Annotated in this window: 10 protein-coding genes and 1 tRNA gene; 7 read left to right on the top strand and 4 right to left on the bottom strand. The window is 59.6% G+C overall.

Annotation, left to right across the window (positions count from 1 at the left end; translation table 11 throughout):
- Window positions 1–207: 207 nt before the first annotated feature.
- The 6 genes from HMPREF2836_RS03100 (at window position 208) to epsC (ending at window position 6,788) form a co-directional block, all read left to right on the top strand.
- A complete protein-coding gene (locus HMPREF2836_RS03100) occupies window positions 208–1,398 on the top strand; it encodes a DUF6318 family protein (RefSeq protein WP_070629423.1) in 1,191 nt (396 codons plus the stop codon).
- A gap of 284 nt (window positions 1,399–1,682) precedes the next feature.
- On the top strand, window positions 1,683–2,522 hold the full coding sequence (locus HMPREF2836_RS03095; RefSeq protein ID WP_070629422.1) for a DUF6318 family protein: 840 nt from the start codon (window positions 1,683–1,685) through the stop codon (window positions 2,520–2,522).
- 106 nt (window positions 2,523–2,628) lie between these two features.
- Window positions 2,629–3,615 (top strand): DUF6318 family protein, encoded by a 987-nt coding sequence (locus HMPREF2836_RS03090; protein ID WP_070629421.1) that lies wholly within the window; start codon window positions 2,629–2,631, stop codon window positions 3,613–3,615.
- Window positions 3,616–3,732: 117 nt separating this feature from the next.
- Window positions 3,733–4,509 carry a DUF6318 family protein gene (locus HMPREF2836_RS03085; RefSeq protein WP_070629420.1) on the top strand — a complete coding sequence of 259 codons (777 nt, stop codon included), beginning with the start codon at window positions 3,733–3,735 and terminating at the stop codon, window positions 4,507–4,509.
- A gap of 401 nt (window positions 4,510–4,910) precedes the next feature.
- On the top strand, window positions 4,911–5,846 hold the full coding sequence (gene cysK / locus HMPREF2836_RS03080) for a cysteine synthase A (RefSeq protein WP_049327751.1): 936 nt from the start codon (window positions 4,911–4,913) through the stop codon (window positions 5,844–5,846).
- A gap of 357 nt (window positions 5,847–6,203) precedes the next feature.
- Complete coding sequence (gene epsC, locus HMPREF2836_RS03075; protein ID WP_070629419.1) at window positions 6,204–6,788, top strand: serine O-acetyltransferase EpsC; 585 nt, start codon at window positions 6,204–6,206, stop codon at window positions 6,786–6,788.
- A gap of 233 nt (window positions 6,789–7,021) precedes the next feature.
- Here epsC and gndA read toward each other — a convergent pair whose 3' ends face one another.
- Together gndA and HMPREF2836_RS03065 are read right to left on the bottom strand one after the other, a co-directional pair.
- A complete protein-coding gene (gene gndA / locus HMPREF2836_RS03070; RefSeq protein WP_049352776.1) occupies window positions 7,022–8,494 on the bottom strand; it encodes an NADP-dependent phosphogluconate dehydrogenase in 1,473 nt (490 codons plus the stop codon).
- Between the two features lie 153 nt (window positions 8,495–8,647).
- Window positions 8,648–8,723 (bottom strand) — tRNA-Val (locus tag HMPREF2836_RS03065).
- A 481-nt stretch (window positions 8,724–9,204) separates the two neighbouring features.
- Between HMPREF2836_RS03065 and aceE the strand changes: the two genes are divergently transcribed.
- Window positions 9,205–11,937, top strand: coding sequence for a pyruvate dehydrogenase (acetyl-transferring), homodimeric type (aceE, locus tag HMPREF2836_RS03060; protein WP_070615992.1), 2,733 nt, complete (start codon window positions 9,205–9,207; stop codon window positions 11,935–11,937).
- A gap of 83 nt (window positions 11,938–12,020) precedes the next feature.
- On the opposite strand, the gene HMPREF2836_RS09095 is transcribed toward aceE, so the two are convergent.
- On the bottom strand, window positions 12,021–12,887 hold the full coding sequence (locus tag HMPREF2836_RS09095; protein ID WP_070615994.1) for a hypothetical protein: 867 nt from the start codon (window positions 12,885–12,887) through the stop codon (window positions 12,021–12,023).
- 680 nt (window positions 12,888–13,567) lie between these two features.
- Window positions 13,568–17,890 carry a non-ribosomal peptide synthetase gene (locus tag HMPREF2836_RS03055; protein WP_210394328.1) on the bottom strand — a complete coding sequence of 1,441 codons (4,323 nt, stop codon included), beginning with the start codon at window positions 17,888–17,890 and terminating at the stop codon, window positions 13,568–13,570.
- Window positions 17,891–17,981: the final 91 nt, after the last annotated feature.

Below are 17,981 nucleotides of genomic sequence, written 5' to 3'. Positions count from 1 at the left end.
GAGCTTTTATTTGTGTGCCACGCGTGAAATCTATAGGCTAGGGCTAGATGAGGTCCGCCCATTTTCGCCTCAATACGCGTCTACCCGCCCTGCGGGTGACTGCTTCGCGCCCTCCTGTAGGGGCGTGATGTTAGGCTGAGAATTGGAGCGTGAGCTCTTCACTTATCACCGATACTTCCGCATCACAGCACATTCAAGGGGATCACTATGATTCACAGCCGCCGCCACTTTATTGCGCTTACGGGCACCGCCGCCCTGGGTGCGATGCTTGCCGCTTGCGGTTCCAAAAAGACTGAGGAGGCGACTGCCTCCCCCACTGCTTCCGCTTCGATTGCGGGTGCCTACGACAATCTGTCGGGCGAGCTGAAGTGGACTAAGTACATTGCGGGCAACGGTGCGGCCCCGATGAGCAGCACCGACCCGGAAACCGGTCAGGTGTACACGATTGAGCCGACTGCCGGCCCGGCAAGCGTTGATTCTAAGGCTAGTGCCGTGCCCATCCCCATTGAGGATGAGAGCATGTACGAGAAGAACGCCCGTAGCTTGCGCGCCACCTTCGCTTACTTTGCGGCAGCGGTGAACTATGCCCGCATGACCGGTGACCCCGGTCCTGCTCTGCAGGTGGTTCAGGCACAGAACTCTACCGACCGTGCGGCGCTGGAGAAGTTGCGTGCGTTCTATGCTCCCGGTACGAACTGGCTGGTGGGCGGCGAGTGGACGTTCCGTCTGACCGATAAGCAGCCGACGACCCGCGGCACGAAGTATTCGTGGGCGTGCACCGTGACTCAGGCACACGGCATGCGGGTTGAGAAGGCAACCAATACGACCAAGCCTCTGGAGGACACTGAGGCCCCGGAGATTAAGGCTCTGTACGCTGAGTACGATGAGGAAGCGAAGCGCTGGGTCGTGATTTCGCCTCAGCAGTACGATCCTGCGTTGGCCCCGAAGCCGACTCAGACTCCGCGCGCGCATCCTTCCTCGACCTATACCCCGACGGTGACTGATGACAGCACTGTGGCGGCTAATGCTGGTGCGAACGCCGGCGCGAATACTTCGGGTAACGGCGCGCCTCAGGGCACTGCTCAGAATGGTGCCGCACAGAACGGTGGTGCGCAGGCTCCTGCCGCCCAGAATGGTGCAGGTCAGGGCGGTTCCCGTCAGTACACTGGTTCCCAGAATGGTGGCGCACAGACCGGCACCGGTCAGGGTGGCGCGGCTCAGGCTCCTCAGCCTGACGCTACCCAGGCGCCTGCGGCTACCGCTCCCGCGCAGCCCGTGGCGACTCAGCCTGCAGCTGCGACGGCTCAGCCGACTGTAGCGCCCGGTGCCCCCGATGCGGGCGGTGCTGCTGGCGGCGCTGAGGCACCTGCCGGTGTTCCCGGTGAGGGCGCCCAGTAGCCCCTAGAGACCGAGTAGCCCCTCCCCCTATAGACGATGAACGCGTCCCCTCTTTCACCCCATCCGGTGCGATGCTCCCGCTGGTTCCACTAAGTTCCTAGTCACGGTAAGTTCGCTGATGGGCGGCATATCACGCTCGTTTGAGCGCTGGTACGCACGGGTGTGAAGGCGGGGGCGCGTTATACTTAGGACTGTCTCTAGAGGGATGTCCGCGTGTGATATCCGCTCGTCGAGGCGTTCTCTCACTCGTCTCTCACCAGAGAGTCTCACTCGAAAGGTATTCCGTGGCGCTTTTCCCCATGACCTCCGGGCTTCCCAGTTCCACTACCGGCATCAGCCGCCGTTCTGCTCTGCGTTACGCGGGTGCGGGCGTTGCGGGCGTGTCTTTGAGCGCCCTACTGGTTGCGTGCGGTGGTTCTTCTTCTAGCGAGAACGCTGATGCGGATACCCCTCAGATTTCCCCTTCGGCTTCTGCGCGTACTGATTTTAGCGGCGAGGTCACCTTCGATAACTATGAGAAGAAGGGCACTTTCGTTCCAGCGACCGAGTCTGCTCCCGCGCAGAACGTGCCGTTCCCTAAGCGTCCGGCGAGCGCATCGGAGAACTCGGTGCAGGGTCTGTACGATTCGATTGCGTTCGTGTATGCGGCGATTAACTACCTGGTGCTGACCGGTGATGCGGCTCCGCTGCGTGAGTCAAAGGCTGATGAGAAGTTCGTTGCGTCGTTCTCGTCGTTTATGGATGAGTCGAATGAGAGCTCGCAGAATCGTGACTGGTATGTGTCGCCGAAGGTGACCATGTCTGCGTTCACTGCTGTTCCTGCTCTGGTGAAGAAGAGTGTGCAGTGGACTTTTGATTTGGTGATTGATTTGGGGCCGACCGTGGTGATTGACGGTGCTCCCGCGGAGATGTCTGAGAAGGTGCGCCGCACTGAGCGTGGCTTGGTGGTTACCGGTGTGCGCCACGATAATGATTGGACTTTGACTATTCAGGATGAGTATGAGGCACAGGCTTCGGCTCAGCCTAAGAATGGTGGCGCTAACGGTGGTGGCACTAACGATGGTAATGCTGACAATTCCGGTAACTCCGGTAATGACGGCAATTCTAATGGTGACAACCTTTAAGCCCTCAGATGGATGAGGCATCATGCCCTAACTCGCACTCGGGTTAGGGCATGATCTGTTTTACTCTGGTAGTAACGAGCTTTCCTGGATTCAAGGTTTTTCTCTTATGTCTTCTTTTTCTCAGTCTTTCTCTCGCCGCTCTCTGCTGCGTCTGGGCGTGAGGGCTTCTGCTGTTGCCGGTTCTGCGGCGCTGTTGAGCGCTTGCGGTTCGGGTGGATCTAGCCAGCAGTCGGGTTCTCAGGGTGGTAGCCTGAACGGTTCGAAGTCGAGCGCTAACCCGAATGGGTACAGCGATGATGGTCAGAACTATTCGGGTCTGGTGGAGTACACCCACTATGAGGGTGCGGTGAATTATGAGCAGGGCACGGTGGACCATCCGCCGCGTAATGCTCCGAAGCCGAAGGTGACTGATGCTCTGTCGGCGAATACGGTGACGGGTTTCCATGAGGCGATTGCTTATTTTGCGGCGGCTATGGATTATCTGGTGAAGACCGGTAGCACGGATGCGTTCTCGACCGGTATTCAGCTGTCGTCGAAGACTCGCTCTGAGGTGGATGCCCTGTCGGCTTCTATTCTTGCGGGTGTGGAGAAGGGTTCCTGGTATGTGAATCCGTCGGCTTCTTATGCTCTGGCGAGCGCTCAGCCGTCCATTATGAGTGATGGCAATCTGCTGTTTAAGGGTCGGTACACTCTGGACTTCGGTACGGAGGCGGTGGCAGAGGGCAAAATTCAGCCGGTGGTTGCCTCGGCGAGCGCTTCGGCGTCTGCTGAGCCTACTGAGCCCTCTGAGGATGCGCTGGTGTCTGACGCGGCGTCCCCGAGTGCTTCTGCTTCTGCTACTGCGGCGGGTCCTGTTTCTCAGGTGACGGTTCAGGAGTGCGATTTCCGCGGCCGCTACCACGCTGATTCTAAGATGTGGGAGCTGAGCGTGGCGTACGGTGCTACTGTTCAGGGAGGTACCGCCCAGGGAGGCGCGTCCACCGCGAGTGCTGCGGCGTCCGGCGCGGCATCCGGTTCGGCTTCTGTGCCCTCTTCTGCCGCCACTTCTGCTGAGGCGTCCGTTGAGGCGTCCGCCACCTCTGCGGCGTCATAGTTCGTCATAACGCTTTTATCTGCGAGGCGATTCTCACGCTTCGTCCGCTCAACTCTGTATCCTGTTGGGTTTGCGGCTAAACTGGTTGCAATCACCGACTGACTGAAAGGTATCACTATGTCCGAGAACCTGACCCGCCGCGCGGCGCTGGGTGTGCTGGGCGTCAGCTCTATGGCTTTGCTGGCGGCTTGTGGCTCTAAGGCTACTTCTGAGGCGTCTGCTTCCGCTTCTGGCTCTGAGAGCGCTTCTGCTGCAGCATCTGAGTCTGCTACCGCGTCGCCGAGCGCTTCTGCGTCGGCTTCGGCGTCTGCTTCCGCTTCTGCTTCGGCTTCGGCTACTGCGACGAACTCTCCGCTGCCCAACGACAATAAGGATTACAGCGGCGTAGCGAAGCTGGAGAAGATGGAGGATCACGGCGAGTACCAGCCGGGTAATGCTGAGCACCCGCCGCAGAACGTGCCGTCCCCGGTTGTTCCGGAGGCTATGCACCAGAATTCGGTGGCTGGCTTCGCGGCGGCTCTGGCGTACTTCGGTGCGGCGTTTGAGTACCTGCTGCGTACCGGCGATATGCACTACATGAACGAGGTCAGCACCGACCAGGAGACCCTGGCGGCGATGAAGAAGTACGCGGACTCCACCAAGGCCGGTATTGATGAGAAGAAGACCTGGTACGTGAACCCGACCGCTACCCTGACTATTGGTACTAAGCAGCCGGTTCTGGCTCAGGGCGCGTACAACTGGACCGTGACTCTGAACGTTGATCTAGGTGAGAAGCTGTTCAAGGACGGCAAGGAGCAGACCGTGGCGGCTGATAAGCGTCACGTGAAGATGTTCGGTGAGGCTGTTGGCCGCTACCTGAACAACAAGTGGGACCTTCACATGGACATCAACTAGTCCTCTGAGGCTGGTTCTCTCCCCCGCTTTTAGCGTTGTGCCATCTCAGGATGCGGTTTTTCACTGTTTTTTCCATTGATGGCAATAAAATTTGTGGCTCCAGCTTGCGGTGAACAGAGTTCATCACTACTCTTATATACAGAGGTTGTCTTTTGGGCTACATAATGTTTCTAGAGAGCGCCGCACATTCATCATCCTTTGTCGAGAAAGGGTTTGTGCGGCGCTTTTCTGTACCCTCTTTCTGAACCTCGTCACTTGAGGTTTTTCTCTGGCATTATTACGAACTGTGACCGCAGGTTTAAACCTACTGCCGGTGAGTAGTAGAGTTGCCACGTAACCGATTATTCATCGTGGAGACCCCGTCGCGGCTGGCCTCCCCCAAGCTCATGAAGGAGCACCCCATGGCAAAGATTCTCAACAGCATTGTTGAAGCAACCGGCCAGACCCCCCTGGTTAAGCTGAACCGACTGGACGAGGGTCTTCCCGGTAACGTAGCGGTCAAGCTTGAATTCTACAATCCCGCTGGTTCGGTTAAGGACCGTATCGGCCGCGCCATCATTGACGCTGCTGAGAAGTCGGGTGAGCTGAAGCCCGGCGGCACCATTGTTGAGGGCACCTCCGGTAACACCGGTATTGCGCTTGCTATGGTGGGTGCTGCTCGCGGTTACCGCGTGATCCTGACCATGCCGGAGACCATGTCTGCTGAGCGTCGCGTGCTGCTGCGCGCTTACGGTGCTCAGATTGTGCTGACCCCCGGTACCGAGGGTATGCGCGGCGCTGTGGAGAAGGCTAAGGAAATCGTTGCGACCACCGAGAACGCTATCCTGGCGTCCCAGTTCTCCAACGAGGCGAACCCCACCATTCACTACAACACCACCGGCCCCGAGATTTGGGAAGCAACCGACGGTAAGGTCGACATCTTCGTGGCGGGTATTGGCACCGGCGGCACCATCTCCGGTACCGGTAAGTACCTGAAGGAGCAGAACCCGGACGTGAAGGTTGTTGCGGTTGAGCCGAAGGACTCCCCGCTGCTCTCCGAGGGTCGCGTTGGCCCCCACAAGATTCAGGGCCTGGGCGCTAACTTCGTTCCCGACACCCTGGACCGCGGCATCTACGATTCCGTGACCCCGGTCAGCGCTGAGGATGCTATGCGCACCTCCCGCCTGCTGGCTACCCAGGAAGGTATTCTGGGCGGTATTTCTTCCGGTGCGGCTGTGTGGGCTGCTCTGGAGGAAGCTAAGAAGTCTGAGAACAAGGACAAGCTGATCGTGGCTATCGTTCCCGACTTCGGTGAGCGTTACATCTCTACCGCTCTGTACGAGGATATCCGCGGCTAATTGAGCTTCTGAGCCCCCGCTATCGGAGGCGTCAGGTTTATAGTGCTACGCCCCGTCTGCCGGTTGCATACACGGCGGGCGGGGCGTTTCTATGCCCTCTGCGAAATGGAGACTCTGCCAATCGGAGACTTTGCGAGCTGAGACACCGGGGCGGGCTCGTGTTGCCTTCCATCTTACGGCTCTTTTCCGCCTGCTCCCTATGTATCTGTGCCATGTATCCGCGCGGTTGAGCAGTGATACGGGCGGGTGCGTCCATCATATTGCTGATTGCGGTGGGAATAGCCGAAAGGGCCCCGTTGTTGGTACCTTTGGAAAGGTCGCATACACAGAGCACGACCGATGAGGGAAAGGGAACCCATGAGTTTTATTGCGCGTCTGCGTGAAGATATTGAGAACGTCCGCCAGCACGACCCTGCTGCGCGCGGTGCTATCGAGATTGCGCTGAACTATTCGGGTATGCACGCCATTTGGGTTCACCGTCTGACCCATAAGCTCTGGCAGAAGGATGAGACGAAGGCTCTGGCTCGTACTCTCTCGCAGTTTGCTCGTTTTCTGACCGGTGTGGAGATTCACCCCGGCGCGACCATTGGCCGCCGTTTCTTCATTGATCACGGCATGGGCATTGTCATTGGTGAGACCGCTGAGGTTGGTGACGACGTGATGCTGTACCACGGCGTGACCCTGGGCGGTCGCTCTCTGGAGAAGGTGAAGCGTCACCCCACCATTGGTGACCGCGTGACCATTGGTGCCGGTGCAAAGGTGCTGGGCCCGGTGGTTATTGGTGCCGATAGCGCTATTGGCGCGAACGCTGTGGTAGTCAACGATCACCCGGCTGATTCGATTATTACCGGTATTCCGGCGAAGCACCGCCCGCGTACCCCGGAGAAGAAGAAGCCGCTGGTGGACGCTGTGGAGTATATTGACCCCGCCATGTGGATTTAGCGCTTAGCAAGCGTTTTGAGGCGGTAGAGGCGCACCTGGCGGCTCCTCACTAGGCTCTAGGCTCTGTTGGCCTTCTCCCCTGCTATGCCCCCCTCAAGATACCCCTGAGATACCTCTGAGGCATCTCGGGGGTGCCCCTTCAAGACATAACGAACAAGACATAACGAAAGCCCGCCTTCGGCTGGATGAGAATCCAACCGAAGGCGGGCTTTTACATATTCAGCTACGTAAGCTTAGTGAACGTGAATGTCCGCTGCGTTCACCTCGGAACGGTCACCGCTCCACATGGTGTGGAAGGCGCCCTCTTCGTCAATACGACCGTAGGTGTGTGCACCGAAGAAGTCACGCTGACCCTGAATCAGGGATGCGGGCAGGCGGTCGCGGCGCAGGCCGTCGTAGTAGGACAGTGCGGAAGCGAACACCGGCACGGGGATGCCCAGTGCGGTCGCCTTAGCCACCACGCGACGCCAGGAAGGAACGAGCTCCTCCATGAGGTTCTTGAAGGCCGGTGCCAGCAGCATGTTTGCGGGTGCTTCGCCTGCGTAGGCAGCCATGATGTCGCCCAGCAGCTCGGCGCGGATGATGCAGCCTGCACGCCACAGCGATGCGATGGTGTCCAGCTTCAGGTCCCAACCGTATTCCTTGCCTGCGCGGGTGAGCAGGTCCATGCCCTGTGCGTACGCAACGAGCTTGGATGCGAAGAGTGCACGGCGCACATCCTCAACGAACTCGGGGTCGCCTGCACCGATGCCGGTGGTTGCAATCAGGCCTGCGGGCAGTTCGCGCTGTGCCTGCTCGCGCTGCTCACGCTCAGAGGAGGAGAGGGCGCGTGCGAACACGGACTCAGCGATAGCGGAGACGGGGGAACCGAGGTCCAGGCCAGCCTTAGCGGTCCACAGGCCGGTACCCTTCTGGCCAGCTGCGTCAACGATAACGTCGACCAGGGGCTTGCCGGTCTTTGCGTCTACCTGTGCGAGCACCTCAGCGGTGATTTCGATCAGGTAGGAGCTCAGGTCGCCTTCGTTCCAGGTCTTGAAGATTTCTGCCTGCTGTGCCGGCTCAATGCCTGCGATGGAGCGCAGAATGTCGTAAGCTTCGCCGATAACCTGCATATCGGCGTACTCGATACCGTTGTGGACCATCTTCACGAAGTGGCCCGCACCGTCGGTGGAAATCCATGCGCAACAGGGTGCACCGTCCTGGGGTGCCTTCGCTGCAATCTTCTCGAGCATGGGGCCGAGGTGCTTGTAGGACTCTGCGGAACCGCCGGGCATCATGGAGGGGCCCCAGAGAGCGCCCTCTTCGCCGCCGGAGACGCCAACGCCTACGAAGTGCAGGCCCTTTTCAGCCAGGGCGTGCTCGCGACGGATGGTGTCGGGGAAGTGGGAGTTACCGCCGTCAATAATGATGTCGCCCTCATCGAGCATGGGGGTGAGCTGCTCGATAACAGCGTCGACGGGTGCGCCCGCCTTGACCATAATCAGGATGCGGCGGGGAGACTCGAGGGAGTCGACGAGTTCCTGCAGGGACTCGGTGCGGATGAAGTCGCCGTCTGCGCCGTGCTCAGCCAGCAGTGCGTCGGTCTTCTCTACGGAACGGTTGTGCAGTGCCACGGTGTAGCCGTTACGTGCCAGGTTGCGGGCGAGGTTTGCGCCCATGACAGCAAGGCCGGTGACACCAATCTGTGCCTTCTTGTTTTCAGTCATGTATATAAGGATACGCGCTGAGGGCAGGCTATATATAGGTGGAGTGCACTTTTATGCTCTGAAGAGTCGCCCTTCTCACTCTTGGAGAAATATAGCGCGTGGAGAAAGTGCTTAGAACGGAAAAACCCCGGTACCTTGCGGTACCGGGGTAATTGGTGGGTCCTACCGGGATCGAACCGATGACATCCACGGTGTAAACGTGGCGCTCTACCAGCTGAGCTAAAGACCCGTAGTTCTCACTGTTTCGTTTGACGACCCAGTGGCGAACACAAGAAAAAACTATACGGGCTTTCGATATGACATGCAAATCCACGGAGCGTGTTCTATGTCTCAGTATTTTTTTCCTTTTCCCACTGCACCCCACACCAAGCCACACCAAGCCATAGTTGACACTCTCCCCTCAGATGGGTCGCACCCCCTCGTTCCGCGCCATTCCGCCAACCCCACCATTCCGCGCCATTTAGGTGCAAAAAGACCCTAACTAGTACTTTTGATGCGTATTTTTCCCACCCAGATAGTCACAATACGAAACCCACACCACAAAAACCCTCATTTGAGACCAAGAGCCCCAGCTTTAGGTCTAAGATAGTAGAGATAAGAAGCGATGTGGGTCTTACGGACCTATAGCGCTTAAACACAAAGATTGTTCGACAACGCAACATCGCGGGGCGGGCGATCTCACAACCGCACAGAAGAGAGGTTGGATTAGTTTGGCTAACGTACCGAACGAGCACTCCCTGAGCACCCTTCTCGATGGCTTCAAGGACATCGACGTAGAAGAGACCCAGGAGTGGGCCGAGTCCCTCGAGGACCTTATCAAGACTCACGGCACCGAGCGTGCAGAGTACATCCTTCGCGCACTGCTCAAGGAGGCTGGCGCAAAGGGCGTTAAGGTCCCGACTCTGGTCAAGACCGACTACATCAACACCATCCCCGTCGACCAGCAGCCCGAGTACCCCGGTGATGAGGAACTCGAGCGCCAGTACCGTGCATGGATTCGTTGGAACGCAGCAATCATGGTTCAGCGTGCCCAGAAGAAGGGCATCGGCGTTGGCGGTCACATCTCCACCTTCGCAGGTGTGGCTGACCTCTACGAAATGGGCCAGAACCACTTCTTCCGCGGCCGTAACCACCCCGGTGGCGGTGACCAGGTCTTCTTCCAGGGTCACTCCTCCCCCGGTGTCTACTCCCGCGCATTCGTTGAGGGCGTCCTGACCGAAGAGCAGATGGACGGCTTCCGCCAGGAGAAGACCAAGGGCGCAAACGGTATTCCTTCGTACCCGCACCCCCGTTGCATGCCCGAGTTCTGGCAGTTCCCGACCGTTTCCATGGGTCTGGGCCCCCTGAACGCTATCCACCAGGCATCCTTCAACAAGTACCTGCACAACCACAAGATCAAGGACACCTCCGAGCAGCACGTCTGGGCATTCCTGGGCGACGGCGAGATGGACGAGCCCGAGTCGCGTGGTGCACTGCAGCTGGCTGCAAACGAGCACCTGGACAACCTGACCTTCGTCGTCAACTGCAACCTGCAGCGTCTGGACGGCCCCGTTCGCGGTAACGGCAAGATCGTTCAGGAGCTCGAGGCATTCTTCCGCGGCGCAGGCTGGCACGTCATCAAGGTCCTGTGGGGCTCCGACTACGACGAGCTGCTCAAGAAGGACAAGAGCGGCAAGCTCATCCAGCTGATGAACGAGACCCTCGACGGTGACTACCAGACCTTCCGTGGCGAAGACGGTGGCTACATCCGCGAGCACTTCTTCGGCAAGTACCCCGAAACCAAGGAACTCGTTGCAGACCTGACCGACGAGCAGATCTTCAACCTGCGCCTGGGTGGCCACGACGACAAGAAGCTCTACGCAGCCTACAAGGAAGCTATGGAGACCAAGGGCAAGCCCACCGTCATCCTGGCACAGTCCATTAAGGGTGCGGAGCTCGGCCCCTACTTCGAGGCACGTAACTCCACCCACCAGATCAAGAAGTTCACCATGGAAGCACTGAAGGGCTTCCGTGACCACCTGAACATCCCCATCTCCGACGAGGAGCTGGAGAAGGATCTGTACAACCCGCCGTACTACCTGCCCGAGGCAAACCACCCGGCACTGCAGTACATGCAGGCACGCCGCAAGGAACTCGGCGGTTACATCCCCGGCCGTGCAAACACCCAGCCTGAGATTATCCTGCCCGAGTCCAAGGTCTACGCACAGACCAAGAAGGGCTCCGGCAAGCAGACCGCTGCTACCACCATGGCGTTCGTCCGCCTGATGAAGGACCTCATGCGCGTGAAGGGCTTCGGTCACCGTATCGCTCCCATCACCCCCGATGAGGCACGTACCTTCGGTATGGACTCCTTCTTCCCCTCGGCTAAGCTGTACAACCCCAACGGTCAGAACTACGTGCCCGTTGACCACCAGCTCATGCTCACCTACACCGAGTCCCCCGAGGGCCAGATCGTTCACGTGGGTATTAACGAGGCAGGCGCAACCGCTGCGTTCATCGCACTGGGCTCCTCCTACGACACCCACGGCGAGCCGATGATCCCGATTTACATCTTCTACTCGATGTTCGGCTTCCAGCGCACTGGCGACGGCTTCTGGGCTGCTGCCGACCAGCTGTGCCGCGGCTTCGTCATCGGTGCAACCGCAGGTCGTACCACCCTGTCCGGTGAGGGTCTGCAGCACAACGACGGCCACTCCCCGATTCTGGCCTCCACCAACCCGGCGTTCAAGATCTACGACCCGGCTTACGGCTACGAGATCGCTCACATCGTGGAGCGCGGTATCGAGCAGATGTACGGTACCAAGGACGAAGACCACAACGTCATGTACTACCTGACCGTGTACAACGAGCCGATTCACCAGCCTGCTGAGCCGGCAAACGTTGACGTTGAGGGCATCATCAAGGGTATCCACAAGATCAGCGAGTCCCCGCTGACCTCCGGTCCCAAGGCACAGCTGCTGGCATCCGGCGTTGCTGTTCCGTGGGCTGAGAAGGCTCAGAAGCTGCTGGCTGAGGACTGGGGCGTCTCCGCAGACCTCTGGTCTGTCACCTCGTGGACCGAGCTGCGCCGCGACGGCATTGCCGCTGAGGAAGAGGCTCTGCTGAACCCGAACCAGCCCGCTCGCGTTCCTTACGTGACCCAGAAGCTGGCAGGCGCTGCTGGCCCGATCGTCGCGACCACCGACTTCGCTTCGGATGTTCCCGACCAGATCCGCCAGTTCGTTCCGAACGACTTCGCAACCCTGGGTGCTGACGGCTTCGGCTTCGCAGACACCCGCCCGGGTGCACGTCGCTTCTTCCACATCGATGCAGAGTCGGTTGTTGTCCGCACCCTGCAGATGCTGGCAAAGCGCGGCGAGGTTGCAGCAGACGTTCCCGCGAAGGCATTCGCTAAGTACGACCTGCTCAACGTGAACGCTAACTCCGAGCTGGAGCAGCACTAAGCATTTAGCGGTAGAACCTCGGTTCTGCGTTAGACGCTAAACGATGCCCCCGGTTGATGATTCATCAACCGGGGGCATTATATTTATTGGTTTTTGAGAACCCACTCTTTATATCGGAGATTAACTTCTGATAGCTGCTTTCGCTGTTCTTCTAGTTTTGTTTCATTATCCCGGATGAGCGGTTTTTGATACGAAGCTACAAGATTAGCAAGACCTTGAGCCATTCCTGTATCTTTACTGCATTGTGCTTCAATGACGCTGAGTCGAATTTCTTCTTCTGATGCCGGGGCATTATTATCACCGCTAGCACGGGTTGCATTTGATAGTTCTTTTGTACCCCATTCTTCGTCGCCTTTTCGTGGCGTTAGACCTTTATCCGATAGGCATTTCCACCATGCTTCACGGTATTTTTTCCATTCAGGATGATTCATGGCAGCTGCATAGGATTCGCCGTGGATTCGACGATAGGCTTCTGTGAGGCCACTTTGCTCTTCGAGGCTGATGCCCGCGATCTCTTTCAACGTGGCTAAGATTTCAGGCATGCACTGTTCCATGATTTTTGTGTCATAGCCCCCGGATGATGGTGCATTCCCTCGCTTGTAGTTTCCATATTTGGCGGCGTATTCGGGGTTCCAGAGGCCAAACTCGCGACCGGACGAAAAGAATTTCCTATCTTCTACATCCGGGATATATATTTCATAGGATTGGCCGTGTTTTGCGAAACAGCGCTGCCTGAGAATTTCCAAGGCTCGAGTGTAATACTGGGAATTTTCATCTAAAAGGTCATTGTATTCTTCGAGTGGAGTAATGATTTGGTTGTTTTTATAGTCTAGAGTTGCTTGGGCTGTTTCATCACGTTCTAGTTGCGGGCCTGTAGAACAGGATGTGCAGGCTAACGTGAATGCAAACGTTATAGCCATTGCGGGTTGAAAGAATTTCTTGAGGTTCATAATTCTCCCTCCTTAATTGGATAAAGAATATGCGGTAGTAAAGAAAGCTGGGTTATGCTCTGGCGATAATCACCATGTAGTGCCCAGTAATACGGGTGCTTAGGGAATCAGTTGTCTATGCTAAGCCCTATGCTGAACCAAAGTTCAAGCAGGACTTCGGGCATGGGGGAATACCTACTAGTTTGGGAGCGCACCCATGACGAAAGGATCAAGCCGCTATGTGCAGACAATACACAGGGGGGTCTGCAGCGTCATGACTACTAGGAGAATGTTCTAGAGCTTCATCGTAAACTCCTAGTGTTTTGAGAAGGATATCCTTCTGCATGAGTGAGATACGTTTCAAGACCTGGTGTATGCCGAGTCGTTCTCTTAGATACAATCCCAATCTATGTAATCGGAATCATATTTAAGAGGTGGCTTCAATCTAGCACTCATTAAGGAGTCTTTTCAAGCAACAAATGAGTCATGTGTCACAAAATTTAAGAGTGTATGTGTATAATAAGGTCTGTAAAATTTGGCATTTTGCGCCATTTGTGTACCGATAATTTTTTACACAAATCTTTTATATGACTAAAATCACCTAAAAGATACTCTTTATGATAAGAACACGCATGCATGTTTTAACCGATGTAGCCCGGAGGTAACGACTATTACCTCCGGGCTACATCAGTTATAGAGGGTTAGCCGGCGAAGTGGGCGGTCACCTCCGCCAGACGCGTCGGATTCACCAGGTCAGGGTGCGTACCCTCCAGCAGCACCGAACGGAACGACGAGGCATGCGCCGACCAACCCGCCGCATCCAAATACGGCTGATCCTCATGCGGCACACCCACCAGCAACACATCACCATCAAAGAACGCCTGCTCAGCACCACGCATCAACGCCGCCGAAGCACGCATACTACCCAAGCACACGCCCAACTTCTCCTCCGGTAGGTAACCCATCGCCGAACCCGCCCGCTGCAAACGCTCCAACGTACCCGGCAGATCAAGCCGCTCATCAGCGGCAGGCTCCGGCAAACCGCCCATACGCAGCAGCGCACGGAAGCTCTCCTGCTCATCCGGCGCAGGCACGCCCTGCCACTGCTCCGAAGGATACGCATCCAACAGGATGACGCGCTCAACCTGCGCACCCGCAGCCTGCGCCAAAGCCGCCACCTGCACCGCGGCAGTACCGCCCACAGACCAGCCCATCAACGCAAAACGACGCGGCAACGAACGCTCCGACAGGGTCTTCTCAATCAGCTTCAGGTAGCCCTCAGCCAGCTCCTGCAGGCTCGACGCAAACCCGGCATGCGGGTCAGAGAACACCTCAGCCTGCAAAGCATACACACCCTGCTGAGCCGGAAGATGCGAAAGGTACCCTGCATAACACCAGCCCAAACCACCCGCAGGCGGCAGAATAAACAGCGGCGCGGGGGCATCGGTAGCGTCATGCGCGGTAGGTTGTTCTCGCAGCGGCAGAACCGGCGCGAACTCCGCACCCTCGCCGCGCTCGCCCGCAATGGACGCCGCCAAAGCCTGCACGGTCGGATGTGCAAAAAGCGCACCGATGCTCACGCTCAGACCCAGCTGTTCCTCAACCGCGGCAATCACCTCAAGAGCCGCCAGCGAATGACCGCCCGAGGCGAAGAAATCCTCGTCCACGCCGAAACGCTCACGACCCAGCACACCGGCAATAATCGAGCACAGCTGCTGCTCCAGCAGACCGTGCGGGCCCTCAGCATCAGAAGTCTGCGGGGTCAGGTCCAGGGACGCCAACAGCTTGCGATCCGCCTTACCGGAGGGGCTCACCGGCAGAGCAGGCAGGGTGTGCCACAGGGTCGGAACCATGTAGTCCGGCAGAACCTGCGCACAATGCTCGCGCGCCGCCTCCACCAGCTGCTCGGCACGCTCAGCGGGCACGTCGCCGACCTCCAGCACCGCCGCCAGGGCAGGCTCACGCAGGCCGCGGTACAGCAGAGCCACCGAAGCGCTCACGCCCTCAACTGCGGCAAGAGCCATCTCAATATCGCCCAACTCCAGGCGCTGACCGCGCACCTTAATCTGGTAGTCCGTGCGGCCACGGTAACCGATGACGGCGCGGCCGTCGGGAAGAATCTCCCAGCACGCCAGGTCGCCCGTACGGTACAGGCGCTGGCTCTCACCGTTCAGCAGCGCGAGCGCACCGGCAGGAGCCTGCTCCACGAAAGCCGCTGCGGTCGCCTGCGGGTTGTTCTTGTAGCCGCGCGCCAGCTGCACGCCCGACAGGTGCAGCTCACCCGTCACACCCACCGGCACGGGGTGGCCGGTCGGGTCAAGAATCAGGGTTCCGGTGTTCCAGACCGGCTCGCCAATGGGCACGCTCTCGCGCTGCGGGTCGGTGGAGGTCTCCCAGAAGGTCACGTCCACCGCCGCCTCGGTCGGGCCGTACAGGTTCAGCGGGTACACGCCCAGAACCTCGCCCGCAGCCTGCACCTGGTCCTTCTGCAGCGCCTCACCCGAGCAGACCACATAGCGCAGGGGTTGCTCTCGACCCTGACCGAAGCCGGCATCAGCCAGGATGCGGCGCGCCGCCGGTGAAGAGGTCAGCGCCGACAGCATGGTCGGCACAAAGTGCACCGCCGTGACGGACTGCTCGGCAATCACGCGCGACAGGTAGGCGGGGTCGCGGTGTCCCTCCGGGGCGGCAATGACCACGGCGGCGCCCTCGGCGAGAGGCCAGTACAGCTCCCACACATGCACGTCAAAGGAGATGGGGGTCTTGTGCAGAACGCGGTCGCCCTCCCCCACCGGAATCTGGTGCTGCTGCCAGCGCAGGCGGTTATCAATCGCGCGGTGGCTGATGGCAACGCCCTTAGGCCTGCCCGTGGAGCCGGAGGTGAAGAGCACGTAAGCGTCCTCGTCCAGGCCGGTTTTCATGCCCGGAAGCTCCTCTGCGGCGGGTGCCGAGGAGGGAGCCCGGGTGGGTTCCTCTGCGCTCAGTAGGGGCAGAGTATGCTGCGGCAGGTTCGCGTGACGCGCAGGCTCCTGCGGGTTCAGCTCCTGCGCGCTCAACGGATGCAGACCGGGGCCGTGCAGCAGCAAGGAACATTCGGCGTCCTCCATCATCACGCCCACACGCTCGGCGGGCAGATCTGGAAGCACCGGCACGTAGGTGGCGCCAGCGTACAGCAGGGCGTACAGCGCCACGTACTGCTCGGCGCCGCGGTGCACACGCAGACCCACCGCATCGGAAGGGCGAACGCCCCAATCCAGCAGCTGCGCGGCAAGCGCACGGGCGCGCTCGTCCAGTTCGGCATAGGTGAGGGCGCGGTCAAAAGCGTAGGCGCGCTCCGACTCGGGGGTGAGCACCTCACCGGGCGCGGGGGCAGAATCCAGCACCGCGAGCGCCTGCGGATGCGCCGCCACCGCGTCACGGAAGCGACCCAGCAGGGTCTTATACTCCATCGGATGCTCGGTAAGCGCCGGGGCGGTCAGCTCGCGCAGGGTCGCCAGTTCAGCCTCGGTCGCCAAGCCGAGATTGTTCAGGGAAGCGCCCTCGCGCTGCGCCTCCGCCGCGTAGGCGGGTAGCCACTCGCTCAGGCGCGCTACGTGATGTTCCAGCTCCTCAGCGGTGTAGAGCGCCGGGTTCATGTCAATCTCGCAGGAGATGCTGTTGCCGCGGCCGGGCATGCCGCGCAGGGTGAAGGTCGCGTCGGCAACGGGACCGGCAGAGATATTGTGGATGCGCGCGGTCGGTACCGGGGCTCCGGACCCGCCCTTGGAGGGAGCCGCCAGCGGCAGCACCGCGTCAAAGGGCACCACGTTAATCTGCGCACCAAACAGCCTGGACTGGGCGTTACGCGCGGTACGCTCGAGGTCTTCCTGACGAGCCAGCGGATGCTCCGCGTTGCGGGCGTACTGTTCCTTCACCGAGTGCAGGGACTCCGCGATGGGGCCGGTCGCCGCAACCTGCACCGGCAGCACGTTCACCGCGGTACAGCCGGTCTGCGCGCTCGCCGTGCCCAGGGCGCGGGTCGACTCCGGCAGGGTGCGGGCGAACATGCGGTTCATCTGCGGCACGCCGAATGAAGCCTGCGGGTAGCCGCCCACACGCGCCAGGTACGAGCCGACGGCGGCAGTCGCTAGCACGGGCCAGGAGACGGCGTGCTGCTTTGCCGCATCCAGTAGAGCCTGCTGGGTGGGCGTATCAATGCTGAACGCCACGCGCACAGACTGCGCCGACGGGGAGGCGGTACGACCCGCCAGGGAGGTGTCTTCCTGCTCCAGGGCGCCGCTCGACTCCCAGAAGGCGACGTCTTCGTCACGGGCGGTGGAGGCGGCATCGTCGGCGTCGAGCAGCTGCTGCAGGCTCATGCGGCGGGTTGCCGGAACCGACTGACCGGCGGACAGGGCGCGGTATATCGCCGCCACGCGGGAGAGGCCGTTGAACGCGGCGAATCCGTCGGCAACCACGTGGGAGAAGGAATGGTACACCCAGAGGAACCCGCCATAACGCGCCACTGCGCTGCGCACGGTCACGCCCTCATCGGTGGTAAGGGGCTGGGCGAGCAGGCGCTGCGCCCAGGCGCGTACCGGCGCGGGCAAATCAGAGTCAGGCAGGGCTGATTCGGGCAGGTCAGAGGCGTTCTCCTCCCCCGCCTCGGCGGTGTCGCTCAGCTCGTCCTCATCCACGAGCAGGTCAATGCCCGCGAGGAACGCCTCAAGCGGAAGAATCTGCTGGGAGGCGGCACCATCGGCAATGCGGGTGCGCACGCGGAAGCCCTCGTTCTCACGGTAGAGCTGCTCAAAAGCCTCACGCAGCAGAGTGAGGTCGGTGTCTGCGGGGCATCGCAGAACCTCCGCGGTGTTGTAGCAGGGGTTTGTCGGGTCAATCGCGGCGGCAAAATAGATGCCGCGCGCGTTAGTGGTCAGCGGCAGCCAGGGGCTGTCAGCGCTGTGCTGTGCGGAGGGGTTCGCGGCGGTGCGAAGGTCGGAAGCAGTCCCGAAGCTAGCGGGTGCGGTAGTATCAGCTACGCCCATGATGGCCTCTCAAAGGTCTGGATTAGGGGTCTGGATTAGGGATGATATGCGGTGTGTTAAAGGTAGGTGTGAAAGGTAGGCTACTGCCCCG

The sequence above is a fragment of the Rothia sp. HMSC065C12 genome, assembly GCF_001812085.1.
GTDB classification, from domain to species: domain Bacteria; phylum Actinomycetota; class Actinomycetes; order Actinomycetales; family Micrococcaceae; genus Rothia; species Rothia mucilaginosa.
Note: the sequence above shows the minus strand (reverse complement) of the source record. Positions and strands in the feature narration are given on the sequence as shown.

Bases quoted from the DNA above. Each gene is read 5' to 3' on its own strand.
- cysK (WP_049327751.1), top strand. From the start codon at position 4,911: ATGGCAAAGATTCTCAACAGCATTGTTGAAGCAACCGGCCAGACCCCC.
- HMPREF2836_RS09095 (WP_070615994.1), bottom strand. From the start codon at position 12,887: ATGAACCTCAAGAAATTCTTTCAACCCGCAATGGCTATAACGTTTGCA.
- HMPREF2836_RS03085 (WP_070629420.1), top strand. From the start codon at position 3,733: ATGTCCGAGAACCTGACCCGCCGCGCGGCGCTGGGTGTGCTGGGCGTC.
- HMPREF2836_RS03100 (WP_070629423.1), top strand. From the start codon at position 208: ATGATTCACAGCCGCCGCCACTTTATTGCGCTTACGGGCACCGCCGCC.
- gndA (WP_049352776.1), bottom strand. From the start codon at position 8,494: ATGACTGAAAACAAGAAGGCACAGATTGGTGTCACCGGCCTTGCTGTC.
- HMPREF2836_RS03090 (WP_070629421.1), top strand. From the start codon at position 2,629: ATGTCTTCTTTTTCTCAGTCTTTCTCTCGCCGCTCTCTGCTGCGTCTG.
- epsC (WP_070629419.1), top strand. From the start codon at position 6,204: ATGAGTTTTATTGCGCGTCTGCGTGAAGATATTGAGAACGTCCGCCAG.
- HMPREF2836_RS03055 (WP_210394328.1), bottom strand. From the start codon at position 17,890: ATGGGCGTAGCTGATACTACCGCACCCGCTAGCTTCGGGACTGCTTCC.